Annotated in this window: 20 protein-coding genes and 1 pseudogene; 16 read left to right on the top strand and 5 right to left on the bottom strand. The window is 31.0% G+C overall.

Going from position 1 to position 21,996, the window contains the following annotated elements:
* Positions 1 to 3: 3 nt before the first annotated feature.
* The 3 genes from ELQ06_RS02790 to ELQ06_RS02780 all read left to right on the top strand — a co-directional run bounded on the left by ELQ06_RS02790 (position 4) and on the right by ELQ06_RS02780 (position 2,999).
* Positions 4 to 489: an HIT domain-containing protein gene (locus tag ELQ06_RS02790; protein ID WP_052781931.1), complete on the top strand. Its 486-nt coding sequence runs from the start codon at positions 4 to 6 to the stop codon at positions 487 to 489.
* Positions 479 to 1,477, top strand: a complete 999-nt coding sequence (gene mnmH, locus ELQ06_RS02785) for a tRNA 2-selenouridine(34) synthase MnmH (protein ID WP_052794119.1) — start codon at positions 479 to 481, stop codon at positions 1,475 to 1,477. Before ELQ06_RS02790 ends, mnmH begins: the two co-directional genes overlap by 11 nt.
* Before the next feature lie 286 nt (positions 1,478 to 1,763).
* Positions 1,764 to 2,999 carry an ammonium transporter gene (locus tag ELQ06_RS02780; RefSeq protein WP_052797812.1) on the top strand — a complete coding sequence of 412 codons (1,236 nt, stop codon included), beginning with the start codon at positions 1,764 to 1,766 and terminating at the stop codon, positions 2,997 to 2,999.
* A gap of 59 nt (positions 3,000 to 3,058) precedes the next feature.
* Here ELQ06_RS02780 and hemH read toward each other — a convergent pair whose 3' ends face one another.
* Genes hemH through ELQ06_RS02765 form a run of 3 tightly spaced genes read right to left on the bottom strand, consistent with a single transcriptional unit; the run spans position 3,059 to position 5,911 of the window.
* Positions 3,059 to 3,970 carry a ferrochelatase gene (hemH, locus tag ELQ06_RS02775; RefSeq protein WP_002859048.1) on the bottom strand — a complete coding sequence of 304 codons (912 nt, stop codon included), beginning with the start codon at positions 3,968 to 3,970 and terminating at the stop codon, positions 3,059 to 3,061.
* Positions 3,967 to 4,833 carry a Gfo/Idh/MocA family oxidoreductase gene (locus ELQ06_RS02770; RefSeq protein ID WP_002859910.1) on the bottom strand — a complete coding sequence of 289 codons (867 nt, stop codon included), beginning with the start codon at positions 4,831 to 4,833 and terminating at the stop codon, positions 3,967 to 3,969. The genes hemH and ELQ06_RS02770 overlap by 4 nt, the downstream gene beginning before the upstream one ends.
* 4 nt (positions 4,834 to 4,837) lie before the next feature.
* A complete protein-coding gene (locus tag ELQ06_RS02765; protein ID WP_052797811.1) occupies positions 4,838 to 5,911 on the bottom strand; it encodes a DegT/DnrJ/EryC1/StrS aminotransferase family protein in 1,074 nt (357 codons plus the stop codon).
* 114 nt (positions 5,912 to 6,025) lie between these two features.
* On the opposite strand from ELQ06_RS02765, the gene alaS reads away from it, so the two are divergent.
* From alaS to ELQ06_RS02750, 3 genes are read left to right on the top strand one after another with little or no spacing between them, the layout of a single operon-like run.
* Positions 6,026 to 8,554, top strand: coding sequence for an alanine--tRNA ligase (gene alaS, locus ELQ06_RS02760; protein ID WP_052794104.1), 2,529 nt, complete (start codon positions 6,026 to 6,028; stop codon positions 8,552 to 8,554).
* A complete protein-coding gene (maf, locus tag ELQ06_RS02755; protein ID WP_052794103.1) occupies positions 8,554 to 9,105 on the top strand; it encodes a septum formation inhibitor Maf in 552 nt (183 codons plus the stop codon). Before alaS ends, maf begins: the two co-directional genes overlap by 1 nt.
* On the top strand, positions 9,102 to 11,033 hold the full coding sequence (locus ELQ06_RS02750; protein ID WP_052794102.1) for a penicillin-binding protein 1A: 1,932 nt from the start codon (positions 9,102 to 9,104) through the stop codon (positions 11,031 to 11,033). Before maf ends, ELQ06_RS02750 begins: the two co-directional genes overlap by 4 nt.
* A gap of 28 nt (positions 11,034 to 11,061) precedes the next feature.
* Here ELQ06_RS02750 and ELQ06_RS02745 read toward each other — a convergent pair whose 3' ends face one another.
* Both ELQ06_RS02745 and ELQ06_RS02740 read right to left on the bottom strand, forming a co-directional pair.
* Positions 11,062 to 13,635 carry an AAA family ATPase gene (locus ELQ06_RS02745; protein ID WP_052797810.1) on the bottom strand — a complete coding sequence of 858 codons (2,574 nt, stop codon included), beginning with the start codon at positions 13,633 to 13,635 and terminating at the stop codon, positions 11,062 to 11,064.
* Between the two features lie 110 nt (positions 13,636 to 13,745).
* On the bottom strand, positions 13,746 to 14,036 hold the full coding sequence (locus ELQ06_RS02740; protein ID WP_002892330.1) for a metal-sensing transcriptional repressor: 291 nt from the start codon (positions 14,034 to 14,036) through the stop codon (positions 13,746 to 13,748).
* Between the two features lie 117 nt (positions 14,037 to 14,153).
* On the opposite strand from ELQ06_RS02740, the gene ELQ06_RS02735 reads away from it, so the two are divergent.
* The 10 genes and pseudogenes from ELQ06_RS02735 to ELQ06_RS02690 all read left to right on the top strand — a co-directional run bounded on the left by ELQ06_RS02735 (position 14,154) and on the right by ELQ06_RS02690 (position 21,977).
* Entirely contained in the window at positions 14,154 to 15,488 is a 1,335-nt protein-coding gene (locus ELQ06_RS02735) for a S41 family peptidase (protein ID WP_002892332.1), read from the top strand.
* A 1-nt stretch (position 15,489) separates the two neighbouring features.
* Positions 15,490 to 16,200 (top strand): phosphoribosylaminoimidazolesuccinocarboxamide synthase, encoded by a 711-nt coding sequence (purC, locus tag ELQ06_RS02730; protein WP_052797809.1) that lies wholly within the window; start codon positions 15,490 to 15,492, stop codon positions 16,198 to 16,200.
* A gap of 8 nt (positions 16,201 to 16,208) precedes the next feature.
* Positions 16,209 to 16,454, top strand: coding sequence for a phosphoribosylformylglycinamidine synthase subunit PurS (purS, locus tag ELQ06_RS02725; protein WP_002872631.1), 246 nt, complete (start codon positions 16,209 to 16,211; stop codon positions 16,452 to 16,454).
* Between the two features lies 1 nt (position 16,455).
* Positions 16,456 to 17,128, top strand: a pseudogene (gene purQ / locus ELQ06_RS02720) (phosphoribosylformylglycinamidine synthase I).
* The gene (locus tag ELQ06_RS02715) at positions 17,100 to 18,296 is read left to right on the top strand and encodes an SH3 domain-containing protein (protein WP_052797808.1); all 1,197 of its coding nucleotides are present in this window, start codon (positions 17,100 to 17,102) and stop codon (positions 18,294 to 18,296) included. Before purQ ends, ELQ06_RS02715 begins: the two are co-directional and overlap by 29 nt.
* Positions 18,277 to 18,969: a lysophospholipid acyltransferase family protein gene (locus tag ELQ06_RS02710; RefSeq protein WP_002872634.1), complete on the top strand. Its 693-nt coding sequence runs from the start codon at positions 18,277 to 18,279 to the stop codon at positions 18,967 to 18,969. The genes ELQ06_RS02715 and ELQ06_RS02710 overlap by 20 nt, the downstream gene beginning before the upstream one ends.
* Entirely contained in the window at positions 18,963 to 19,331 is a 369-nt protein-coding gene (gene crcB / locus ELQ06_RS02705; RefSeq protein WP_002872635.1) for a fluoride efflux transporter CrcB, read from the top strand. The genes ELQ06_RS02710 and crcB overlap by 7 nt, the downstream gene beginning before the upstream one ends.
* 71 nt (positions 19,332 to 19,402) lie before the next feature.
* Entirely contained in the window at positions 19,403 to 21,229 is a 1,827-nt protein-coding gene (gene htpG / locus ELQ06_RS02700; protein WP_052797807.1) for a molecular chaperone HtpG, read from the top strand.
* Positions 21,226 to 21,543, top strand: coding sequence for a rhodanese-like domain-containing protein (locus tag ELQ06_RS02695; protein WP_052797806.1), 318 nt, complete (start codon positions 21,226 to 21,228; stop codon positions 21,541 to 21,543). Before htpG ends, ELQ06_RS02695 begins: the two co-directional genes overlap by 4 nt.
* Positions 21,543 to 21,977, top strand: coding sequence for a hypothetical protein (locus tag ELQ06_RS02690; protein WP_002858595.1), 435 nt, complete (start codon positions 21,543 to 21,545; stop codon positions 21,975 to 21,977). The genes ELQ06_RS02695 and ELQ06_RS02690 overlap by 1 nt, the downstream gene beginning before the upstream one ends.
* Positions 21,978 to 21,996 lie beyond the last annotated feature (19 nt).

Raw genomic sequence — 21,996 nt, 5'->3', positions numbered from 1 at the left:
AAAATGCAGTATTTGTATGCACCATGGCGGAGTGAGTATTTTGAAAAAGAAAAAAGCATTTGTCCATTTTGTGATTGTGCTAATAAGATCAAAAGCGATGAAGAATTAGGTGTGATTTTTAGAGCAAAGCATTGTTTTGGAGTGATGAACCGCTATCCTTATTCTGCAGGGCATTTTATGGTGATTCCTTATATACATGAAGAGCATATAGAAAATTTAAGTGATGAAATTTGGCAAGAAATGAGTTATTTTGTGCGTTTGGGGGTACAAATTTTAAAAGAGCAAATTCATGCAAATGGAGTGAATATCGGTATGAATTTAAGCAAGGATGCAGGAGCTGGCATAGCTTTTCATTGTCATTATCATCTAGTGCCACGCTGGTCAGGAGATACAAATTTTATCACAACCATAGGAGAAACTAGGGTTTGTGGCACTAATATAGAGCAAGTTTATCAAAAACTTGTTTTGGCTTTTAAAAATGCTCAGTGAAGTTGAATTTGTAGAGTTTCAAAAAGAAAATTTCTCTCTTTTAATCGATGCAAGAAGCCCTAGAGAATTTTTTCATTCTCACTTGATAGGAGCTTTAAATTTTTATGCACTCAATGATGAAGAATATCAAGAAATAGGAACAATTTATAAGAAAAATCAAGCTTTAGCTAAGGCTATGGGTGCGAGTTATATTTGTCAAAATACCGCTAAGCATATATTAGAAATCACTCAAAATTTTCGCATAGGAGAAAAGGTGGGGATTTATTGTTCTCGTGGGGGTTTGCGTTCAAAGTCTATCGCAGTGATTTTAAGTGAGCTTGGCTTTAGGGTGGTGCGTTTAAAAGGTGGGTTTAAAGCTTATAGAACTTTTGTAACGCATTATTTCGAAAATGAAATAAATTTTGATTTTTTTGCTCTTTGTGGTAATACAGGTTGTGGAAAAACAGAGCTTTTAGAACAACTCCCACAAGCTATAAATTTAGAAAAAATGGCAAATCATTTAGGCTCGTCTTTTGGTGATATTTTAGGAAAACAACCTACGCAAAAAGCTTTTGAAGCAGAACTTTTTCACAATATTCAAAATTTAGAAAATTTTGCTTTCATAGAAAGCGAAAGTCGCAAAATAGGGGATATTATCTTACCTTTGAAATTTTATGAAAAAATGCAAAAGGCTTTTAAAATTTATTGTTTTTGTTCTTTAGAAAATCGCGTTAGAAGAATACAAAAAATTTATCAAGAAAAAATAACTCCTTTGAAATTTCAACAATGTGTGCAAAAAATCAGTCCTTATATCAGCTTAAATTTACGCCAAGATTTGCTTCAAAGTTATGAGAGAAAAGAATGGCAAAAGCTTATTGTTATGCTTTTGGAGTATTATGATAAAACTTATAAAAAACCAGATAAGATTGATCTTGAGTTAAATACTGATGATATTTTAAAAGCTAAAGAAGAGCTTTTAGATCATTTTAAAGCACAATTACTTTTTTAATATCAGATAATTTTATTAAATAATCAAATTTTTTCTTCATTATCTTGTAATAATCCTTTTTATCTTTGTTGTTTTTTAACTTGGCTCAAATTTTTATTTTAATGCTAGTAATTTTGAATTATAGAGAAGTAAAATATTTTTTAAAATACCTATTTATAGTAATTTAAGATAAAAAAATAAATTTTGATAAAAAAAATATATAAAATATTTCTTAAATTTATATTTTTTTAAATCATTTTAAATATAATTATCTCGCAATTAAATTTTTGTAAGAAAGGACAGGTAAATGAATGCGATAAATTCAAGTTTTATTGTGTTGTGTACTTTGCTAGTTTTGCTTATGACTCCAGCTTTGGCAATGTTTTATTCAGGTATGGTAAGAAGTAAAAATACTCTTAATACTATAATGAATTGCTTTATTGTTTTTGGTGTTATTACTGTACAATGGGTAGTGCTTGGATTTAGTCTTTCTTTTGGTAAAGATGAAGGACTTGGGCTTGTAGGAAATTTCGAGAATTTCCTCTTAGAGGGTATTAGCGGATACAACGCTTCAGGCGTTCCAAATATTCTTTTTGTGATTTTTCAAATGATGTTTGCACTTATTGCATCTGCCATCATAACAGGCTCTTTGGTGGGAAGAATTAAACTGGGTGTTTTGGTGATATTTCTACTTTTTTGGAGTACTTTAGTTTATGATGTGTTAGCACATATGATTTGGAGCAGTGAGGGATTTTTGCTTAAAAGAGGAAGTCTTGATTTTGCTGGGGGCGGTGTTGTGCATATTAGCTCTGGGGTTGCTGGACTTGTAGGAGCTTTGATGGTAGGCGCTAGAAAAAGTGATGATGAGGATAAAAACGCGCATTCTATTCCTTATGCTTTCTTAGGTGCGATTTTGCTTTTTATAGGATGGTTAGGTTTTAATGCTGGAAGTGCTGGCGAAATGAATGATGTTGCTATCAATGCTTTTATAGTAAGTATTATATCAGCAGCTTGTGGCTTTTTATCTTGGGTAGTGCTTGAGTGGCTCATCCATAAAAAACCGACTATTTTAGGTGGACTTAGTGGGCTTGTAGCAGGGCTTGTGGGAATTACTCCAGCTTGCGGTTATGTAGATATTTATGCTTCTCTTGTTATAGGGACTTTGTCTTCTGTGTTTTGTTATTTTGGTTTAAGTTTTATTAAATACAAACTCAAATGGGATGATTCTTTAGATGCCTTTTCTTTACATGGAATCGGAGGTATTTGGGGAGGAATTGCCACAGGGCTTTTTGCAAGTGCTAAAGTAAATCCTAATGTGATTGCCCAAAATGCACTTGGCGAGGGATTTTTTATCAGCGGAAGTTTGGAACTTTTAAAAGAGCAAATTTTTGCTATTGTGATTTGTGTGGTTTTGTCAGCTCTTATAAGCTTTGTTATTTTTAAGATTATCTCTTGTTTTACAGACTTAAGAGTAAAAGAAGAAGTAGAGCAAAAAGGCTTAGATGTGAGTTTGCACGGAGAAAAAGCTTATACTTTAGCTTAGTTGGCTAAATTTTTACCAAAAAGTCCTTGTAATCATAAACAAGGACTTCAAAATCATTCTTAATTAAAATCAGACAAATACTTTAAAATAAAGTGGATAAATTCATCACTATCATTTGGGCAAGTGATTAAATCATAATCGCACTTTGCTAAATGTTTATACTCCATACCTAGCTCAAAAATCGTTTCAGAACAATCAATGCAAAAAGAAATAGGGTAAATCAGAGCTTTATCGTTTAAATTTGCCAAAACATCGCTTGTATTTGGTTCAAGCCATTTTACAGGGCCTAGTTTAGACTGATAAGCTAAAATAAATTCATCAAAATGATCTTTTAGCTTTTCTTTTAAAATTTCTACATGATCATTTACATGCTTTTCATATAAATCACCTTTATCAATAATGCTTTGTGGTAAAGAATGCGCTGAAAAAATCAAAATTTTGGCATCAAATTTACTTTTTTTAGCCAAAATGTGCGAAACTATCATCTCGTTATAAAGCTCATTTTTGTAAAAAATATCTATAGTTTTTACTTTTGCTTGAATTTTTTGCTTTGAAATTTCATTTTGCAGAACTTCTAAAGATGAAGTTACTGTGGTGCAAGAATGGTGCGGATAAAGTGGAAAAAGAATGATTTCATCACTTGCATTTAAAGTGTATTTTTGCAAAATTTCTGTGGCAAAAGGAGGAACATAAAGATTTACAAAGTCAAATTTAAATTCATCTTGTTTTAAATTAAGCTTGTCACACAGGCTTTGAGTAAGTTCGTTTAAAGGGGATTTTCCGCCCATTTTTTTATAGTTTTCTTGCATGGCTTTAACGCGAGCCTTTGTTATGATCCATGCTACAAATTTTCTTAAAAATCGATTTTTGATTCCTAAAATATAAGGATCATTAAACATATTTTTTAAAAAAACTTCACAATCTTGTAAATTCGTAGCTCCGCCCATATTTAAAAATAAAACTAATTTCACGCAAACCTTTCTAAAATTTCTTGAACTTTGTAAGCATCGCTCGTGCTGGCTAAATGATTGGGTTGATTATCGATAAGTTTTAACAAAGCTTCGTGTTCTGAAAAAAGTGGACTTTGTTGAGTAAGTTCTATAAAATTTCCATCTTTTAATAAAGAAAAGTCATTTAAATTGGCTTCATAAAAATGATTTTTAGTAATAAGATGAATTTTTCTTAGTTTTTGTGTGCTATTCCAACTTTGATGTATGCTAGCAATACATTTTTCAAGCTCACATAGAATAATGCTTTCACTTTCTCTTGTTTGATCTTGGGTGTATTTTTTAAGCAAATTGGTTTTTGTTATTTCTTGTTTGCTTAAAAAACAAAGCAAATCAAGATCATGCACAGCCAAATCTTGCAAAATCCCTACATCGCTGATTCTTTGTGGGTAGGGTGAAAATCTTTGTATGTTAATGCTGATAATTTCTTCATTTTCAAGCTCTTTTTTTAGGGCTAAAACCGCAGGATTAAATCTTTCGCAAAAACCTACACCTACTTTTATGCTGTATTCTTTAGCTAAATTTGAAATTTCGTCTATTTCTTTTAAATTTAGAGCTAAAGGCTTTTCGATTAAAACGCATTTGCATTGTTTAAAAACTTTTTTTGCTATTGTTAAATGTGAATTTGTAGGTGTTGCTATGATGATAATATCATTATTTTGATTTAAAAATTTATCCAGATCATCATAAAAAATATCATCAAAAATATTTAGGTTTGGATTTTTGCAAAGATCAAAAAGTGCATTAAGTTTAAAATGAGAATTTTTACTAAGTTCATTTAAGTGGTTTTGCCCCATTTTTCCAAGGCCTATGATACCTATTTTCATGGAATCAATCTTTAAAAATACAAATAACTTGCTCTTGCTCTTCTTCACTTAAAAAAGGTGAAAAAGGCAAAGATAAGATGTGTTCGCTTGCGTATTCTGAATTTTTAAGTTCTAAATTTGAAAACTCACTAAAGCAAGGTTGTTTATGCAAAGGGGTTGGATAGTGTATAGCATAAGGTATATTAGCTTTTTCAAATTTTTGCAATACACTAGCTCTATCTTCAACTAAAACACTGTATTGTGCATAAGCGCTAAAAGCATTTGGATTAATTTGTGGAATTTGACAGTTTTTTAAATTTGCATTATAAATTTGTGCTAATTTTTGTCTTTTGTCTAATTCTTTTTCTAGGTATTTTAACTTAACATTTAAAATCGCTGCTTGTAAGGTGTCAAGGCGTCCATTTATACCTATAAATTCATGTTTATAACGCTGAGTTTGTCCGTGATTGAGTAAAATTCTTATTTTTTTAGCAATTTCATCATCATGGCAAAAAATAGCCCCGCCATCGCCATAAGCTCCCAAAGGCTTCGAAGGAAAAAAGCTTGTGCATGAAATTTTAGCTATAGAGCAGGATTTTTCTCCTTTGAAACTTGCGCCAAAACTTTGTGCACCATCTTCGATCAAAGTGATATTTTTATCTTTTAAAATTTCTTCTAAAGCCCTTAAATCACTCATTTGTCCAAACATACTCACTGCTATAACAGCTTTAGTTTTTGGAGTTATTGCTTTTTGCACTGCTTTAAAATCAAGATTGTAATTTGATAAATTTATATCTACAAAAACAGGTTTTGCACCTACCAAGGCCACAACTTCAGCTGTTGCTATGAAAGTAAAACTAGGCACTATAACTTCATCATCTTTGCCAATATCTAAGGCTCTTAAGGCAAGGTATAAAGCACTAGTTCCACTTGAGCAACCTATAGCGTGTTTAACACCTAAGAAATGAGCTAAATTTTGCTCAAATTCGTTAAGCTTTGCACCGCCTATGAAAGAAGAACTTGATAAAACGCTTTCAATTTCAGCATTGATTTCATCTTTGTATGCGAGATATTGGGCTTGAAGATTGATAAAATTCATAAAAAACCTTAGAGAAATAAAATTAAATAAAAATGTTTATTGTATTTTAGTTTTACTTAATTTAAAGTAATTTTGGTATGATATGTTTTTATAAAAATTTCTTTAGGAAAATTTATGGATATCAGAAAAGCTTATTTGGATTTTTTTGCATCAAAAGGACATGAGATAACCCCGTCAAGTCCTTTAGTTCCTGATGATGCAACTTTACTTTTTACCAATGCGGGTATGGTGCCTTTTAAAAGTATATTTACAGGAGAAATTCCACGCCCAAATCCTCCACGCAAAACAAGCTGTCAAACTTGTATAAGAGCAGGTGGAAAGCACAATGACTTAGATAATGTTGGCTATACCGCACGCCATCATACTTTTTTTGAAATGCTTGGGAATTTTAGTTTTGGAGATTATTTTAAAGAACAAGCCATAGCTTATGCTTGGGAATTTGTAACTGAAGTTTTAAAACTACCTAAAGATAGACTTTATGTAACCGTGCATGAAAACGATGATGAAGCTTTTAATCTATGGCAAAAACACATTCAAAAAGAAAGAATTTACAAATTTGGTGATAAAGATAACTTCTGGCAAATGGGCGATACTGGTCCTTGTGGTCCTTGCAGTGAGATTTTTTATGACCAAGGACAAGAGCATTTTAACTCAAGCGAAGATTATATGGGTGGAGATGGAGATAGATTTTTAGAAATCTGGAATCTTGTTTTTATGCAATATGAAAGAAGTGCTAATGGAGTGCTTAGCCCACTGCCAAAGCCAAGTATTGATACAGGAATGGGGCTTGAAAGGGTAACAGCGATTAAAGAAGGTAAATTTAGCAATTTTGATAGCTCGCTTTTTATGCCAATCATCAATGAAATTTCAAAACTTTGTAACAAAACTTATGTTTATGAAAGTGGAGCAAGTTTTAGAGTCATAGCTGATCATATAAGATCAAGTGTATTTTTACTTGCGCAAGGGGTAAGTTTTGATAAAGAAGGTAGAGGTTATGTTTTGCGTCGTATTTTGCGTCGTGCTTTAAGGCATGGATATTTGCTAGGTTTTAAACAAGCTTTTATGTATAAACTAGTTGATGTTGTGTGCGATTTAATGGGCGGACATTATACCTATCTTAATGAGAAAAAAGACTTTATAAAAGAACAAATTCGCCTTGAAGAAGAAAGATTTTTAAGTACTATAGAAAATGGGATTGAAATTTTTAATGAAGAGCTTAAAAACACTAAAGAAATTTTTAGCGGAGAAGTAGCCTTTAAACTTTATGATACTTATGGTTTTCCGCTTGATTTAACGGCTGATATGCTAAGGGAAAAAAACCTTAAAGTTGATGAAGAAAAATTTGAACTTTTAATGAACGAGCAAAAAGCACGCGCTAAAGCTTCTTGGAAAGGAAGTGGAGATAAAACTGCAAGTGGAGATTTTAAAAACTTGCTTGAAAAATTTGGAGAAAATCATTTTGTAGGTTATGAAAAAGCAGAATGCGAAAGTAAAATTTTAGCCCTTTTAGATGAAGATTTTAAAGAAGTTTCCACCCTTAAAGATGCGGGTTGGGTGATGCTTGAAAACACACCTTTTTATGCAACAAGTGGGGGACAAAGTGCTGATAGTGGGTTTATAACTAAGCGTGAAGTTTTAGATACGCAAAAGTTTTTTAATCTCAATCTTAGCTTTATAAAAGCAGGCGAAGAACTAAAAGTTGGCGATATAGTTCATGCAAGAATCGATACAGAAAAAAGAGAGCAAATCGCACGCCACCACTCAGCCACTCATCTTTTACACCATGTTTTAAGAGAAATTTTAGGTTCTCATGTAAGCCAAGCAGGATCTTTAGTTGAAAGCAATAAACTAAGATTTGATTTTACTCATCATAAAGCTTTAAGCAAAGAAGAGCTAGAAAGCATTGAAAAAAGAGTCAATGAAATGATTATAAACTCAAGCGAAGCTATCTTAGAAAATATGCCTTTAGAAGAAGCTAAAAAAAGCGGTGCTATAGCATTGTTTAATGAAAAATACCAAGGCAATGTGCGTGTTTTAACTTTAGGTGAAAGCAAAGAACTTTGCGGGGGAACTCATGTTAAAAATACTGCTCAAATAGGAAGTTTTTACATAGTTAAAGAAAGTGGTGTGAGTGCTGGGGTTAGACGCATTGAAGCTGTAGTTTCTAAAGCGGCTTTAGAATTTGTAAAAAATCAACTTGAAGAACTTTCTAAAGCCAAAGATGAGCTTAAAAATAATGATATTTTAAGCGGGGTTAAAAAGCTTAAAAATGAAATTTTAAGTTTAAAAAATGAGCTTAAAAACTCAAGTAAAACAGAGTTTGATTCTAAAAATATCCAAGGTGTTGAAATTTGCGTAAAACGCGTAGATAATGGCGATATTAAAGCTATGATTGATGATTTTAAAAACAAATTTATTAAAGCGGTGATTTTGCTTATCCAAGTAAAAGATGAAAAAATCACTTTAGCAGCTGGTGTTAAAGATGCGCCTTTAAAAGCAGGAGCTTTGGTTAAAGAAGCGGCGCAAATTTTAGGTGGAAATGGTGGCGGAAGAGATGATTTTGCTACTGCAGGTGGAAAAGATTTAAGCAAAATTGATGAAGCTTTAAAACAAAGCTTAGAAACGATAGAAAAAGCACTTTAATGTTAATTCTTGCTTCAAGTTCCATTTCAAGGGCTAACTTGCTTAAAACCGCAAAGATTGATTTTAAACAAGTTGGTTTTGATTATGATGAAAATTTAAATAAAAATATTTCACCTTTTTTATATGTTCAAAAAATAGTTCTTGAAAAAGAAAAACAATTTTTAAGTGCTTTAGGCAAAGATTTTCAAAACCAAAATTTGCTTTTTGCAGATAGTATAGTTTGCATAGATGAAAAAATTCTTACTAAAGCAAAAGATAAAAAAGAAGCTTATGAAATGCTTGCCTTGCAAAATGGCAAGTATGCAAGTATTTTATCGGCCTTTTTGCTTGTAAAACCTGAAAAAAGAGTTTTTTCTCTTTCTAAAACTACGCTTTATTTTAAAAATTTTGATGAAAATGCTTTAAGAGATTATGTAGAAAATGATCTTTATAAAGGCAAGGCGGGTTGTATCATGTGTGAGGGTTTTCATCGAAATTTCATCACTCAACAAGTAGGAAATCTAAGCACTGCTTTAGGGCTTGATATTCAAACTTTAAAGGCTTATTTATGAAAATATTAAAATATATTTTTTCATTTTTTACTCTTTTGTTTATAGCTGGATTTATTTATGTGGCTTATCTTTTCACAAGTGCTGATACTGAGGGTTATACTTTTAAAGAATACAAACCTCCTCTTACAACACAAATTTACGATAGAAATGGTAAGCTTGTGGCTAATATTTTTGAACAGCATCGTTTTTACGCTCCTTATGAAGAGCTTCCCCCACGCCTTATAGAAGCTTTGGTTGCTATAGAAGATACAAGCTTTTTTGAACATAATGGAGTTAATATCGATGCCATTTTTAGAGCTGCTGTAAAAATCATAAAAAGCGGTGGAAAAACCATGGAAGGAGCTTCCACTCTTACTCAGCAATTTATTAAAAACACAGAATTAACCCCCGAAAGAACGATTACGCGTAAAATTCGAGAAGCTTTGCTTGCTTATAAAATGGAAACCATTTTAACTAAAGAGCAAATTTTAGAAAGGTATTTAAATTTTATCTTTTTTGGACATGGGTATTATGGAGTAAAAACCGCATCTTTGGGGTATTTTCATAAAAATTTAAATGAACTAAGCCTTAAAGAGATTGCTATGCTAGTGGGTATGCCAAAAGCACCTAGCAGTTATGATCCTACAAAGCATTTAGATCTTTCCATCTCAAGAGCAAATAATGTTATTTCAAGAATGTATAATCTAGGCTGGATTTCAAAAACAGATTATGATACAGCCATCAAAGAAATTCCGCAAGTTTATGATGATACGCTTACTCAAAATGCTGCTCCTTATGTCGTAGATGAAGTGATTAAACAATTAAGTCCTAGCATTAAAGACTTAAAAACAGGTGGATATAAAATTATTTTAAATATAGACTTAGATGTTCAAAATATGGCGCAAAATGCTTTAAAATTTGGTTATGATGAGATAGTAAAACGCGATAAAGATGCAAATTTAAGCACTTTAAACGGAGCTATGGTTGTGGTAAATCATCAAAGTGGCGATGTTTTAGCTTTGGTAGGTGGGGTTGATTATGAAAAAAGTAATTATAATCGTGCTACTCAAAGTATGCGTCAACCTGGAAGCTCTTTTAAACCTTTTGTGTATCAAGTGGCGATTAATTTAGGATATTCGCCTATGAGTGAAATTGCTGATATTTCTAGAATTTTTGAAGGTGGAGCGGGTAATAATGAGGATTGGAAACCTAAAAATGAAGGGGGTAAATTTTTAGGTTTAATTACCTTAAAAGAAGCTTTAACAAGATCAAGAAATTTAGCTACCATTAATCTCGCACTTGATATGGGGCTTGATGTTCTTTACTCTAAACTAATGGAATTTGGATTTAAAGATATACCGCCTAATTTATCAATCGTATTGGGAAGTTTTGGTATTTCTCCTTTGGAGTATTCGAAATTTTATACCATGTTTGGGAACTATGGCACGATTAAAGATCCTCAAATTATCAGACAAGTTCAAGATAAAACCGGTAAAACCATCATGGAATTTAACTCAAATGAGCGTAAAGTCAGCAATGAAGCGCAAAGTTTTCTGGTTTTAGATATGATGAGAAATGTTGTTGAAAAAGGCACAGGGCGTAATGCAAGAGTAAAAGATATAGAAATAGCAGGAAAAACAGGAACAACGAATAAAAGTGTTGATGCTTGGTTTTGTGGACTTACGCCTGAAATAGAAGCAATCATTTGGTATGGAAATGATAACAACAAGCCTATGCGTTATACAGAAGGTGGTGCTAGAACGGCTGCTCCTGTGTTTAGGGAATTTTTAACTCAATATATAGAAAAATTCCCTGATACAACTAGAAAATTTAGCATTCCTAATGGAGTTTATCGTGGAAATTATAAAGGAGAAAGTGCTTATTATACCACCAAGTCACCATTGCCAAAAGCAAATATGAAATTTAATGAAAGCGAGATTATATTTTGAAAGTAGTTCCTTTCTACTTTCAAAATGATTAAGCTTTTTTGATGATTATTTCATCATCTTTTGCATCAATGATAATATTATCATTTTCATGGAGTTCATCAGCAAGTATCATATCGCTTAATTTATCTTCTATAAGATCATAAATAGCTCTTCTTAAAGGTCTAGCACCAAAATCAGGGTCAAAACCATCTTTAGCGATTAAAAGGGCTGCATTTTCGCTTAAACTTGCTTTTATCCCCTTGTTTTCTAAGCTCATTTGTAAATCTTTAAATAAAAGCTTGACTATTTCATAAGCTTCATCTTTTCCAAGTGGATTAAAGGTGATAATATCATCTAAGCGGTTTAAAAACTCAGGTTTAAAGAAATTTTTTAACTCATCTTTTACCGCATCTTCTTGTTCTTTTCCACTTAAATTCATAATGGCACTTGAGGCGATATTAGAAGTTAAAATGATAATGGTATTTTTAAAATCCACTGTTACACCTTTACTATCGGTTGCTCTACCATCATCTAAAATCCCTAAAAGCACATTAAATACATCTTTATGTGCTTTTTCAACTTCATCAAACAAAAGCACGCTATAAGGTTTTCTTCGTACAGCTTCAGTAAGCTCTCCACCTTCTTCATGTCCTATGTATCCTGGAGGCGCACCTAAGAGTCTTGAAACACTATGTTTTTCCATAAATTCACTCATATCAAAGCGAATCATTGCTTTTTCATCATCAAATAAAAATTTCGCCAAAGCTTTAGCTGATTGTGTTTTTCCTACCCCTGTTGGCCCTAAAAATAAAAAGCTTCCTATAGGTTTATTGTCCGCATTAAGTCCTGCTTTGTTGCGTTTAATAGCTCTAGCTAAAGCACTTAAGGCCTTATCTTGTCCTATGACACTTTCTTTTAAATGTTTTTCCACTTCTAAGAATTTTTGTTTTTCGGAAGTTAGCATTTTTTGCACGCTAATACCCGTCCATTTGCTTAAAATTCCAGCAACCAAATCCTCATCCACTTGATTTTTAAGTAAAACTCCGTTTTCGCTCATTTTTTTCCATTTATCTTCTAAGATTTCTACTTCTTTTTCAAGACTTGGAATTTTTCCATACTCTAGCTCGGCTGCTTTTTGAAATTCACCTCTAGCTTTAGCCAAAGAAGCTTCATTTTTAAGCAGATCAATTTCTTTTTTCTTGGTGCTTATACCATCAAAAACACTTTTTTCATTTTCAAACTGTGAATTTAGGGCATTTTGTTTTTCTTTTAAATTGGCTAGTTCTTTTGCGATTTCATCGAGTCTTTTTTGATTTTTCTCATCATTTTCCATTTTTAAAGCTTCATTTTCAACTTCTAAAGTTTCTATATCTTTGCGTACTTTTCTTAAAGAACTTGGTTCGCTTTCAATTTGCATTTTTAGTTCAGCTGCAGCTTCATCGATTAAATCAATAGCCTTATCAGGTAAAAAACGATCCGCTATATAACGCTTTGAAAGTTTAGCTGCGGCTACTAAAGCACTATCATTTATGGTTACATTATGATGAATTTCAAGCTTTTCTTTTATACCCCTTAACATAGCCAAAGCCTCATTAACACTTGGTTCGCCCACATTTACAGGTTGAAAACGGCGTTGCAAGGCTGCATCTTTTTCAAAATATTTACGATATTCTTTTAAAGTAGTTGCGCCTATGGTATGGAGTTCACCTCTTGCAAGAGCGGGTTTTAAAATATTTGCCGCATCCATACTGCCTTCACTCGCTCCAGCTCCTACTATAGTATGAATTTCATCAATAAAAAGAATGATATTTTCACTTTTTATTACTTCATTAACCACAGCTTTTAACCTATCTTCAAATTCTCCTCTGTATTTTGCACCTGCAATTAAAGCACTCATATCAAGAGCGATAACTTTTTTATTTTGCAAAGATTTTGGAACATCTTTTTTAATAATTCTTTGTGCTAAAGCTTCCACTATAGCTGTTTTTCCTACGCCTGGTTCACCTAAAAGTATAGGGTTGTTTTTGGTTTTGCGTATTAAAATTTGCATCAAACGCTCGATTTCTTCTTCTCTGCCTATAACAGGATCAAGTTTACCCTCACTTGCTTTTAAGGTTAAATCTATACCAAATTTATTTAAACTATCTAAGGTTTCATCGCTTGTTTTGCTATCGATTTTGCGTCCTGCTCTTAGACTTTCAAGCTCTTTTTGAAATTCTCTTAAATCTAAAAATTGCGCCAAAATTTCTTTAATAGAGCTTTTTTGACTTTCACTTATAAGCCAAGTATCCACACTTAAATAACTATCTCCATTAGCACTCATTAATCCTTTGGCATTTTCTAATGAATTTATAAGTTCATTGGAAAAGCGTATATTTTCACGGCTTACATTTGAACTTGTTGCAAGTTTTGAAATTCTGCTTTTAATTTCAAGTTCTAAGGCTTCTTTAGAAATATTTAATTTATTTAAAATTTGATTTAAAATACTTGTGCTATCTACGCTTAAAGCCCATAAAAGGTGTAAAGGTACGACTTCAGTATTTTTAGAATGTATAGCTAAAGATGCTGCACTTTCAAGGTTTGAAAGCATATTATCAGTTAAAAAATCTTGTATATTTGCCATGTTTATCCTTTATTTAGTTTATATACTTGACATTATATAACTTTAGTCATATAATGTCAAGTTAATTGAGTAAAATTTTTTAAATAATAGGACAAATGACTAATTTTGAATTATTTCATAAACATATCTATAGCCTTGTTTAATTCTTCTATGCTTTGAATATCATTTTCTTCTACAGCATGTACCATGCAATGAGCTAAATGTTCTTTTAAAACTACTTTTGCGGTATTGTTAACTTCGGCTTTTACGGCAGCAAGCTGGACTAAAATTTCACTACAGTCTTTGTCATTTTCAACCATTCTTTTAATAGCGCTTAAATGCCCTATGGTTCTACTTAGACGATTGCAAACTGCTTTAAGATGTTTTTGAGAATGTGTATGAGTATATTTTTCTTGGCACATTGTATTAACTTTCTTTTTGGAATTTTTAGTCTATTTTAACATATTTTTAAGAATTTAAATTTATTTACGAAGTTTTAAGCAATTTTTATTAAAATTTACTCTTTAAACTAAAACTCAATGATGGAGCTTATTTTGAAAACAAAACGATTTTTTGCGGGTCTTGCAGGCTTTGCCACTACTTTTATTTTATGTCTATTTTTAACAAGTCATTTACAAGCTAAAGTTGATCAAAAAGAAGAGCAGGTTCAAAAACGCCTAGAAGCTTTAGATAAGCTTACAAAAACTCTTGCTATAGTAGAGCAATACTATGTGGATGATCAAAATATCAGCGATTTGGTGGATAAATCTTTATCGGGGCTTTTAAGCAATCTTGATGCGCATTCTTCTTTTTTAAATGAAAAAGATTTTAATGATATGAAAATTCAAACCAATGGTGAATTTGGTGGCCTTGGTATAACCGTAGGTATGAAAGATGGCGCTTTAACAGTTGTTTCTCCTATAGAAGGAACACCAGCAGATAAAGCAGGGATAAAATCGGGAGATATTATTTTAAAAATTAATGATGAAGCCACTTTGGGAATTAATCTCAATGATGCTGTAGATAAAATGCGTGGTAAGCCAAAAACTCAAATCACTTTAACCATCTTTAGAAAAGGTGCAACAAAACCTTTTGATGTTACACTTACAAGAGAAATTATTAAGATAGAAAGTGTTTATGCAAAAATGATAGAAAATGAAAACATTCTTTATCTTAGAGTTACAAATTTTGATAAAAATGTTGTAGATGTGGCAAGTAAAGAACTTAAAAAATATCCTAATGTTAAAGGAGTTATTTTAGATCTTAGAAATAATCCTGGTGGACTTTTAAATCAAGCTATAGGACTTGTAAATTTATTTGTAGATAAAGGTGTTATTGTTTCTCAAAAAGGACGCATCGCAAGTGAAAATCAAGAATATAAAGCCGATCCTAAAAACAAAATTTCTGATGTTTCTTTGGTTGTGCTTGTAAATGGTGGAAGTGCTAGTGCAAGTGAAATCGTAAGTGGAGCTTTACAAGATCTTAAACGCGGTGTTATTGTGGGTGAAAATACTTTTGGAAAAGGTAGTGTTCAACAAATCATACCTATTAATAAAACTGAAGCTTTAAGGCTTACTATCGCAAGATATTATCTTCCAAGCGGACGTACTATTCAAGCAGTGGGTGTAAAACCTGATATTGAAGTTTTTCCAGGTAAAGTAAATACTCAAGAAGATGGTTTTTCTATAAAAGAAAGCGACTTAAAACAACATTTAGAAAGTGAGCTTGAAAAAATAGATAAAAATAAAAAAGAAGATAAACAAGAAAATAAAGACAATAAAAATCTAATTAGTCAAAAACAAATCAATGATGACGCACAATTAAAATCAGCTATTGATACTATTAAGATTTTAAATATCAAACAAGGACAATAAAATGACAAAAAAAGAAATGCTCTACGAAGGAAAAGGTAAAAAACTTTTCAAAACCGATAATGAAAATTTGCTAATTAGTGAGTTTAAAGATGATTTAACTGCTTTTAATGCAGAAAAAAGAGGTAATGAAAGTGGAAAAGGCGCATTAAACTGTAAAATCAGTACTGAAATTTTTCATTTACTCGAAAAAAATGGGATTAAAACCCATTTAGTAGAAACTATAAGCGATACAGAACAAGTGGTTAAAAAATGTAAAATTGTTCCTATTGAAGTTATAGTACGCAATGTTGCAACAGGTTCTCTTACAAAAAGACTGGGTATTAAAGACGGCACTGTGCTACCTTTTGCTTTGGTGGAATTTTGTCTTAAAGATGATGCTTTAGGCGATCCTTTTATCAATGATGAGCATTGTTTGATTTTAAATTTAGTGCAAAATGAAGTTCAAATTAGTGAAATTAAAAATATGGCTAGGAAAATCAACTCTATTTTAACTCCATTTTTTGATAATAAGAATTTAAGGTTGATTGACTTTAAAATCGAACTGGGTTTAACTAAAGATAATGAGCTTGTTTTAGCTGATGAAATAAGCCCTGATAGTTGTAGATTTTGGGATAAATTTAGTAATGAAAAATTAGATAAAGATAGATTTCGTCAAGATCTAGGTAATGTAAAAATGGCTTATGAAGAAGTTTTAAAAAGAATATTAAATTAAGGGAAAATATGGAAGTTATTGTAAATATTTCTTTAAAAAATGGAGTTTTAGATCCACAAGGCAAAGCAGTGGAAAAAGCTTTGCACTCTTTAAATTTTAATAGCGTTAAAGAAGTAAAAATAGCAAAACAAATTAAAATTTCTCTTGATGAGAAAGATGAAAAACTAGCCAAAGAACAAGTAAAAAAAATGTGCGAAGAATTGTTGGTAAATGGTGTTATTGAAGATTATGAGCTTATAATCGAGAAAGAGTAAAATGAAAGTTGCTATTATTAGATTTCCAGGGACAAATTGTGAATTTGATACAGCTTATGCCTTTGAAAAACTTGGAGTAAAAACGCAGATTGTTTGGCATGAAGAAAAAGAATTTGATGCAGATTTAGTTGTTTTGCCAGGCGGATTTTCTTATGGAGATTATCTAAGATGTGCAGCTATTGCAAAACTTGCTCCTGCTATGCAAGGTGTTTTTAATCATGCAAAAAAGGGAGGATATATCTTAGGTATTTGTAATGGTTTTCAAATTTTACTTGAAAGCGGTCTTTTAAAAGGTGCAATGAAGCATAATAACAATCTTAGTTTTATCTCAAAAAACCAAAATTTAAGAGTGGTTTCTAATGATAATGCCTTTTTAAATAATTTCAAAAAAGATGAAATTATTAATTTGCCAATTGCTCATGGAGAGGGAAATTATTATGCTGATGAGGCTACTTTAAAAGAATTGCAAGATAAAGATCTTATTACTTTAAAATACGAGCCAAATCCAAATGGTTCTGTATTTGATATCGCAGGAATTTGTGATGAAAACAAAAAAATCTTTGGACTTATGCCACATCCTGAGCGTGCTTGTGAAAAAATTCTAGGCAATGATGTAGGTTTAAAAATGCTTAAAGGCTTTTTATTTTGAAAATTTTATTAACTTTAATTTTTAGTGTTGTTGTATTGTTTGGCAGGGGTGAAATTTCTGTATTTAGCGGCCAAGATGAAAATATGCAAAAAGAATTACAAAAATTACCCCAAGAAGAACAAAAAATTTATCAAAATATTCCGCCAAGTGATGAAAACAATGACTTTGAAAGCAATGTAGATGATCCTTTTGTAGCCAAAGGGAGTTTGGTTCTTACAAATGATGAATATCCAAGTAGAGTATATGTTGGAGAAGTTTTTCCTATTACGATCTATGCTCGCACTACGGAAAATATAAAATTTGATTTTAACATAAGCGTAGAAAAAACTAATTTATCTTTTTTAAATCCAGATGCAAAATGGGAATTTATCAACAATGAATATAAAACAACTTTATGGTTTGAAGCCAAAAATTCAAATGCTAGTTTGAGTAAAATTTCTATCAAACTTCTTAGAAATAATGAAGCTTTTCAAGAGGCTGATATCAATCTTAATCCTATCAAATTTGAAAATACTTTATCCAATAAGGATTTTTCACACCTTGTGGCAAGTTCTTTGGAAATTAAAAAAGTTAAAGCGAGTTATTTTGATGATGCTAATATCATTATGATGGTAGAACTAAACGCAACCAATACAAATCTTAAAAGCTTTTTTATAGAGGGAATTCAAAAGCAAGGTATTGAAAATTTAAAAGGAGACTTTAATGCTTCTAGTGCTTTTTATTATGCTATTTTGCCATTAAGTAAAACAAATTTTGAATTTTCTTATTTCAATAAGGACAGTAAAAAGCTTGAAAATATAAATTTAAAACTAAAAATTAGTGACGATGAGATCAGCACTCAGAGTGATTTAAATCCTGTAAATAAAGACTTAAATATTTATAAACAATATACCTTATGGTTTTTAGCGGTTTTATTTGGAGCTTTATTTGTATGGAGAAAAAATTACATTATTCTAGCTTTGGCAGTTGTTTGTTTTGCACTTAGTTTTCTTGTAGATACCAATACTCAAAATGCAATTATCAAGGCTGGTTCTAGGGCTAAAATTTTACCTACAGAGCCTTCAACTTATTTTTATACGGCAAATGCAGATGAAAAAGTAGAAGTTTTAGGCAAACGACAAAATTATATTAAAGTACTGTTTTCTGATGGAAAAATAGGTTGGGTTAATAAAGATGATTTACAAAAAAATTAAAGCTCTTTATTTTTGGATTTTTTTTGTTTTAAGTGTTGCTTTGGTGATTTTTTGTTTTTGCTTTACAAAATCTCAAAACACACTTTGGAAAATCCGCAAAATTTGGGCTAAATTTCAAAGATATACCATCTCTTATAAACAAGAAATCATTGGTACTTTTAATCCACAAGCTCAGATGATTTTAATGAATCATCAAAGTGCTTTAGATATCATCGCTTTAGAAGAATTATATCCTAAAAATTTATGCTGGATTGCCAAAAAAGAATTAGGAGAAATTCCTATTTTCAAAGTTGCTATGAAAAAACCAAAACTTCTTTGTATAGATAGAAAAAATCCACGTGATTTGGTACGAGTTTTAAAAGAAGCAAAAGAAAGAATTAGTGAAGATAGGGTTTTGGCTATTTTTCCAGAAGGAACTAGATCTAAAAATGAAAAAATGCTTAAATTTCAAAGTGGAGCAAAAATTTTAAGTGAAAAATTAAATCTTAAAGTTCAACCTATTTTAATTGTGGATTCTGCAAAAATTTTAGACACAAAAAGTTTTAGCGCAAGCAGCGGAGTACTTAAAATCATTTGTATGGATTTAGTCGATACAAATGATGAAAAATGGCTTGAAAACACCAGAAAAAAAATGCAAGAATTACTCGATCAAGAAAGAGTCAAGCTTTGCTAAATACTCTTCTAGTAGTTGGTTTTGGGGGATTTATAGGAGCAATCTTAAGAATGCTTTCTATAAATTTAGTGAATAAATTTTTTCCTTATTCTATCAGCTTTGGAACTCTTTTTGTAAATGTTTTGGGTTCTTTTATTATAGGACTTTTGTTTTCTTATGCACAAAATAAAGGTTTATCTCCTTTACTTAAAAGCTTTATAAGTACAGGTTTTTTAGGAGCTTTTACAACTTTTTCTACTTTTTCTTATCAAAATTTACTTCTTTTGCAAAGTGGAAATTATTTTAATTTTGCGTTAAATATTATCTTAAATGTCTTTCTTTGCTTATTTGCCGCATGGCTTGGCTTTTTAATTTTCAAATAAATCTTTAAATTTACTTTAGAATTTGTATTTTTTGCTAAAATACCACTTTAAAAAATTACAAAGGAATCAAAATGCAATTTCAAACTGAAGTTAATCAGCTTTTACAGCTTATGATACACTCTTTATATTCTAATAAAGAAATTTTTTTAAGAGAACTTATTTCAAACGCAAGTGATGCTTTAGACAAGCTTAATTTTTTAAGCGTAAGTGATGATAAATATAAAAGCTTAAAATTCGAACCTAAAATTGAAATCAAAATTGACAAAGATAAAAAAACTTTAAGTATTAGTGATAATGGCATAGGTATGGATAAAGATGATCTTATTAACAACCTTGGAACCATAGCAAAAAGCGGTACTAAAAGCTTTTTAGAAAATTTAAGCGGTGATGCTAAAAAAGATTCTCAACTCATAGGACAATTTGGAGTAGGTTTTTATTCTGCTTTTATGGTGGCTAGTAAAATCGAAGTTTTAAGTAAAAAAGCTTTAGATGATAAAGCTTATCTTTGGAGTTCTGATGCAAATGGTTATGAGATTAATGACGCAAGCAAAGAAGAACAAGGCACAAGCATTACTTTATATTTAAAAGATGATGAGTTTGCTAATGCTTATAAAATCGAAAGCATTATAGAAAAATACTCTAATCATATTCAATTTCCAATTTTCATGGAAAAAGAAGAATTTACTCCTGCTAAAGAAGGCGAAGAAGAAGGGAAAACTGAACTTAAAATGTCTCAAATCAATAAAGCCAATGCTTTATGGAGAATGCAAAAATCAAGCCTTAAAGCAGAAGATTATGAAAGATTTTATGAGCAAAATTTTCATGATTCAAACAAACCTTTACTTTATCTTCACACTAAAAGTGAAGGAAAATTAGAATATAATTCTTTATTTTTCATACCGCAAAATGCACCTTTTGATTTATTCCGTGTGGATTATCAAAGTGGCTTAAAACTTTATGTAAAACGCGTATTTATCAGCGATGATGATAAAGAACTTTTACCAACTTATTTGCGTTTTGTACGTGGGATTATCGATGTAGAAGATTTACCACTTAATGTAAGCCGTGAAATTTTACAAGAAAATCAAATTTTAAAAGGTGTTAAAGAAGCTAGTGTTAAAAAGATTTTAGGTGAACTTGAAAAACTCAAAAATAATGATAAAGAAAAATATTTATCTTTCTTTAAAACCTTTGGCAAGGTATTAAAAGAAGGACTTTATGGTTTTGGCGGAGAAAAAGATAGTCTTTTAAAACTCATGCTTTATAAAAGCACCAAAGGTGAAAATTTACGCTCTTTAGAAGAGTATAAAAATGACCTTCAAGGCGATCAAAAAGAAATTTTTTATATAGCAGGAAATAATGAAAGTTTATTAAGAACCTCTCCTTTGCTTGAAGAGTATAAACAAAAAAACATAGAAGTTTTACTCATGGATGATGAGATTGATTCTTTGGTAACTCCTATGCTAGAATTTGAAGGTTTGAAATTTGTAGCCATTAATCAAGTAGAAGATAAAAATGAACTAAGCGATGAAGAAAAAAATACTTTTGCTCCACTTGTAGCTAAATTTAAAGAACTTCTAAAAGATCAAGTTGAAGATGTAAGACTAACCAGTCGTTTAAAAGATAGCCCAAGTTGTATAGTTTATGATAAAAATAAACCTGATTTTGCTATGCAACAACTCTTAAAACAAATGGGTCAAGAACAAAATTTCAAACCTATTTTAGAAATCAATCCAAAACACGCTATTTTTATAGGTCTTAAAAACAACGAAAGCTTTAGTGCAGATATAGCAACCTTAGTTTTAAATATGGCAAAATTAAGCGAAGGTATGGGAGTGGATAATCCTGCTGAATTTAATGCAAGCCTTACAAAAATCATCAACAAGGCTTTTTCATGATAGAAAATATCTCTGCAAGTCTTTGGACAAAGCAAGATTTGAACGCATATCAAATTTTTGATGTGCGTACTCCTTTAGAATGGGAAGAAGGTATTTTACCTAATGCGCAATGTGTGGCTTTATATGATAATCAAGGGCTTTTAAATGCTAAATTTTTAGATGAATTTCAAAGCAAAAGAGATGAAAGTAAAAAACTTGCTTTTATTTGTCGTAGTGGCCATAGAAGCATGGTTGCAGCTGAATTTATAGCTGAAAAATTGGGACTTGAAAGCATCAATTTAGATGGCGGAATGCTAGCCCTTAAGGGTTATTAATGCTAGGAATTTATTTACTTATAGCAGCTTTGTCTTTTTTAGCTCTTTATTTTGCTGTTAAAAAGCTTACTTTAAATATAGATGAGCGAACTCTTTTAGAGCCTATTAAAATGGATATTTATCCAAAATTTTGTGATTTAATCGATGAAAAAATCAGAGAATTTAAAGAAAATATCCAAAATGCTAATTTAACATTAAAAAATTCTAATCAAAAAGATGAATTTTTAGAAAAACTTGGGGATTTAAGCAGAGAGTTGACTTTCATACAAACCATGAATTTGAGCAATAAAAACGATAGTATCTGGCAAAATGAACTTTTTTCTTTTTTAAAAGAATTAGAAAATTTATTGCTTGAGTATCTAGAAAAAGGCGAAGAAGAAGCTGAAAATTTAAGAGAATTTCTGATGGATGAATTTGAAAAACTAAAAGGTTAGGCATTACAAGAAGAAGGAA

This window comes from Campylobacter sp. CH246 (genome assembly GCF_004378835.1).
Classification (GTDB): domain Bacteria; phylum Campylobacterota; class Campylobacteria; order Campylobacterales; family Campylobacteraceae; genus Campylobacter_D; species Campylobacter_D jejuni.
This window is presented reverse-complemented; position numbering and strand designations above follow the sequence as displayed.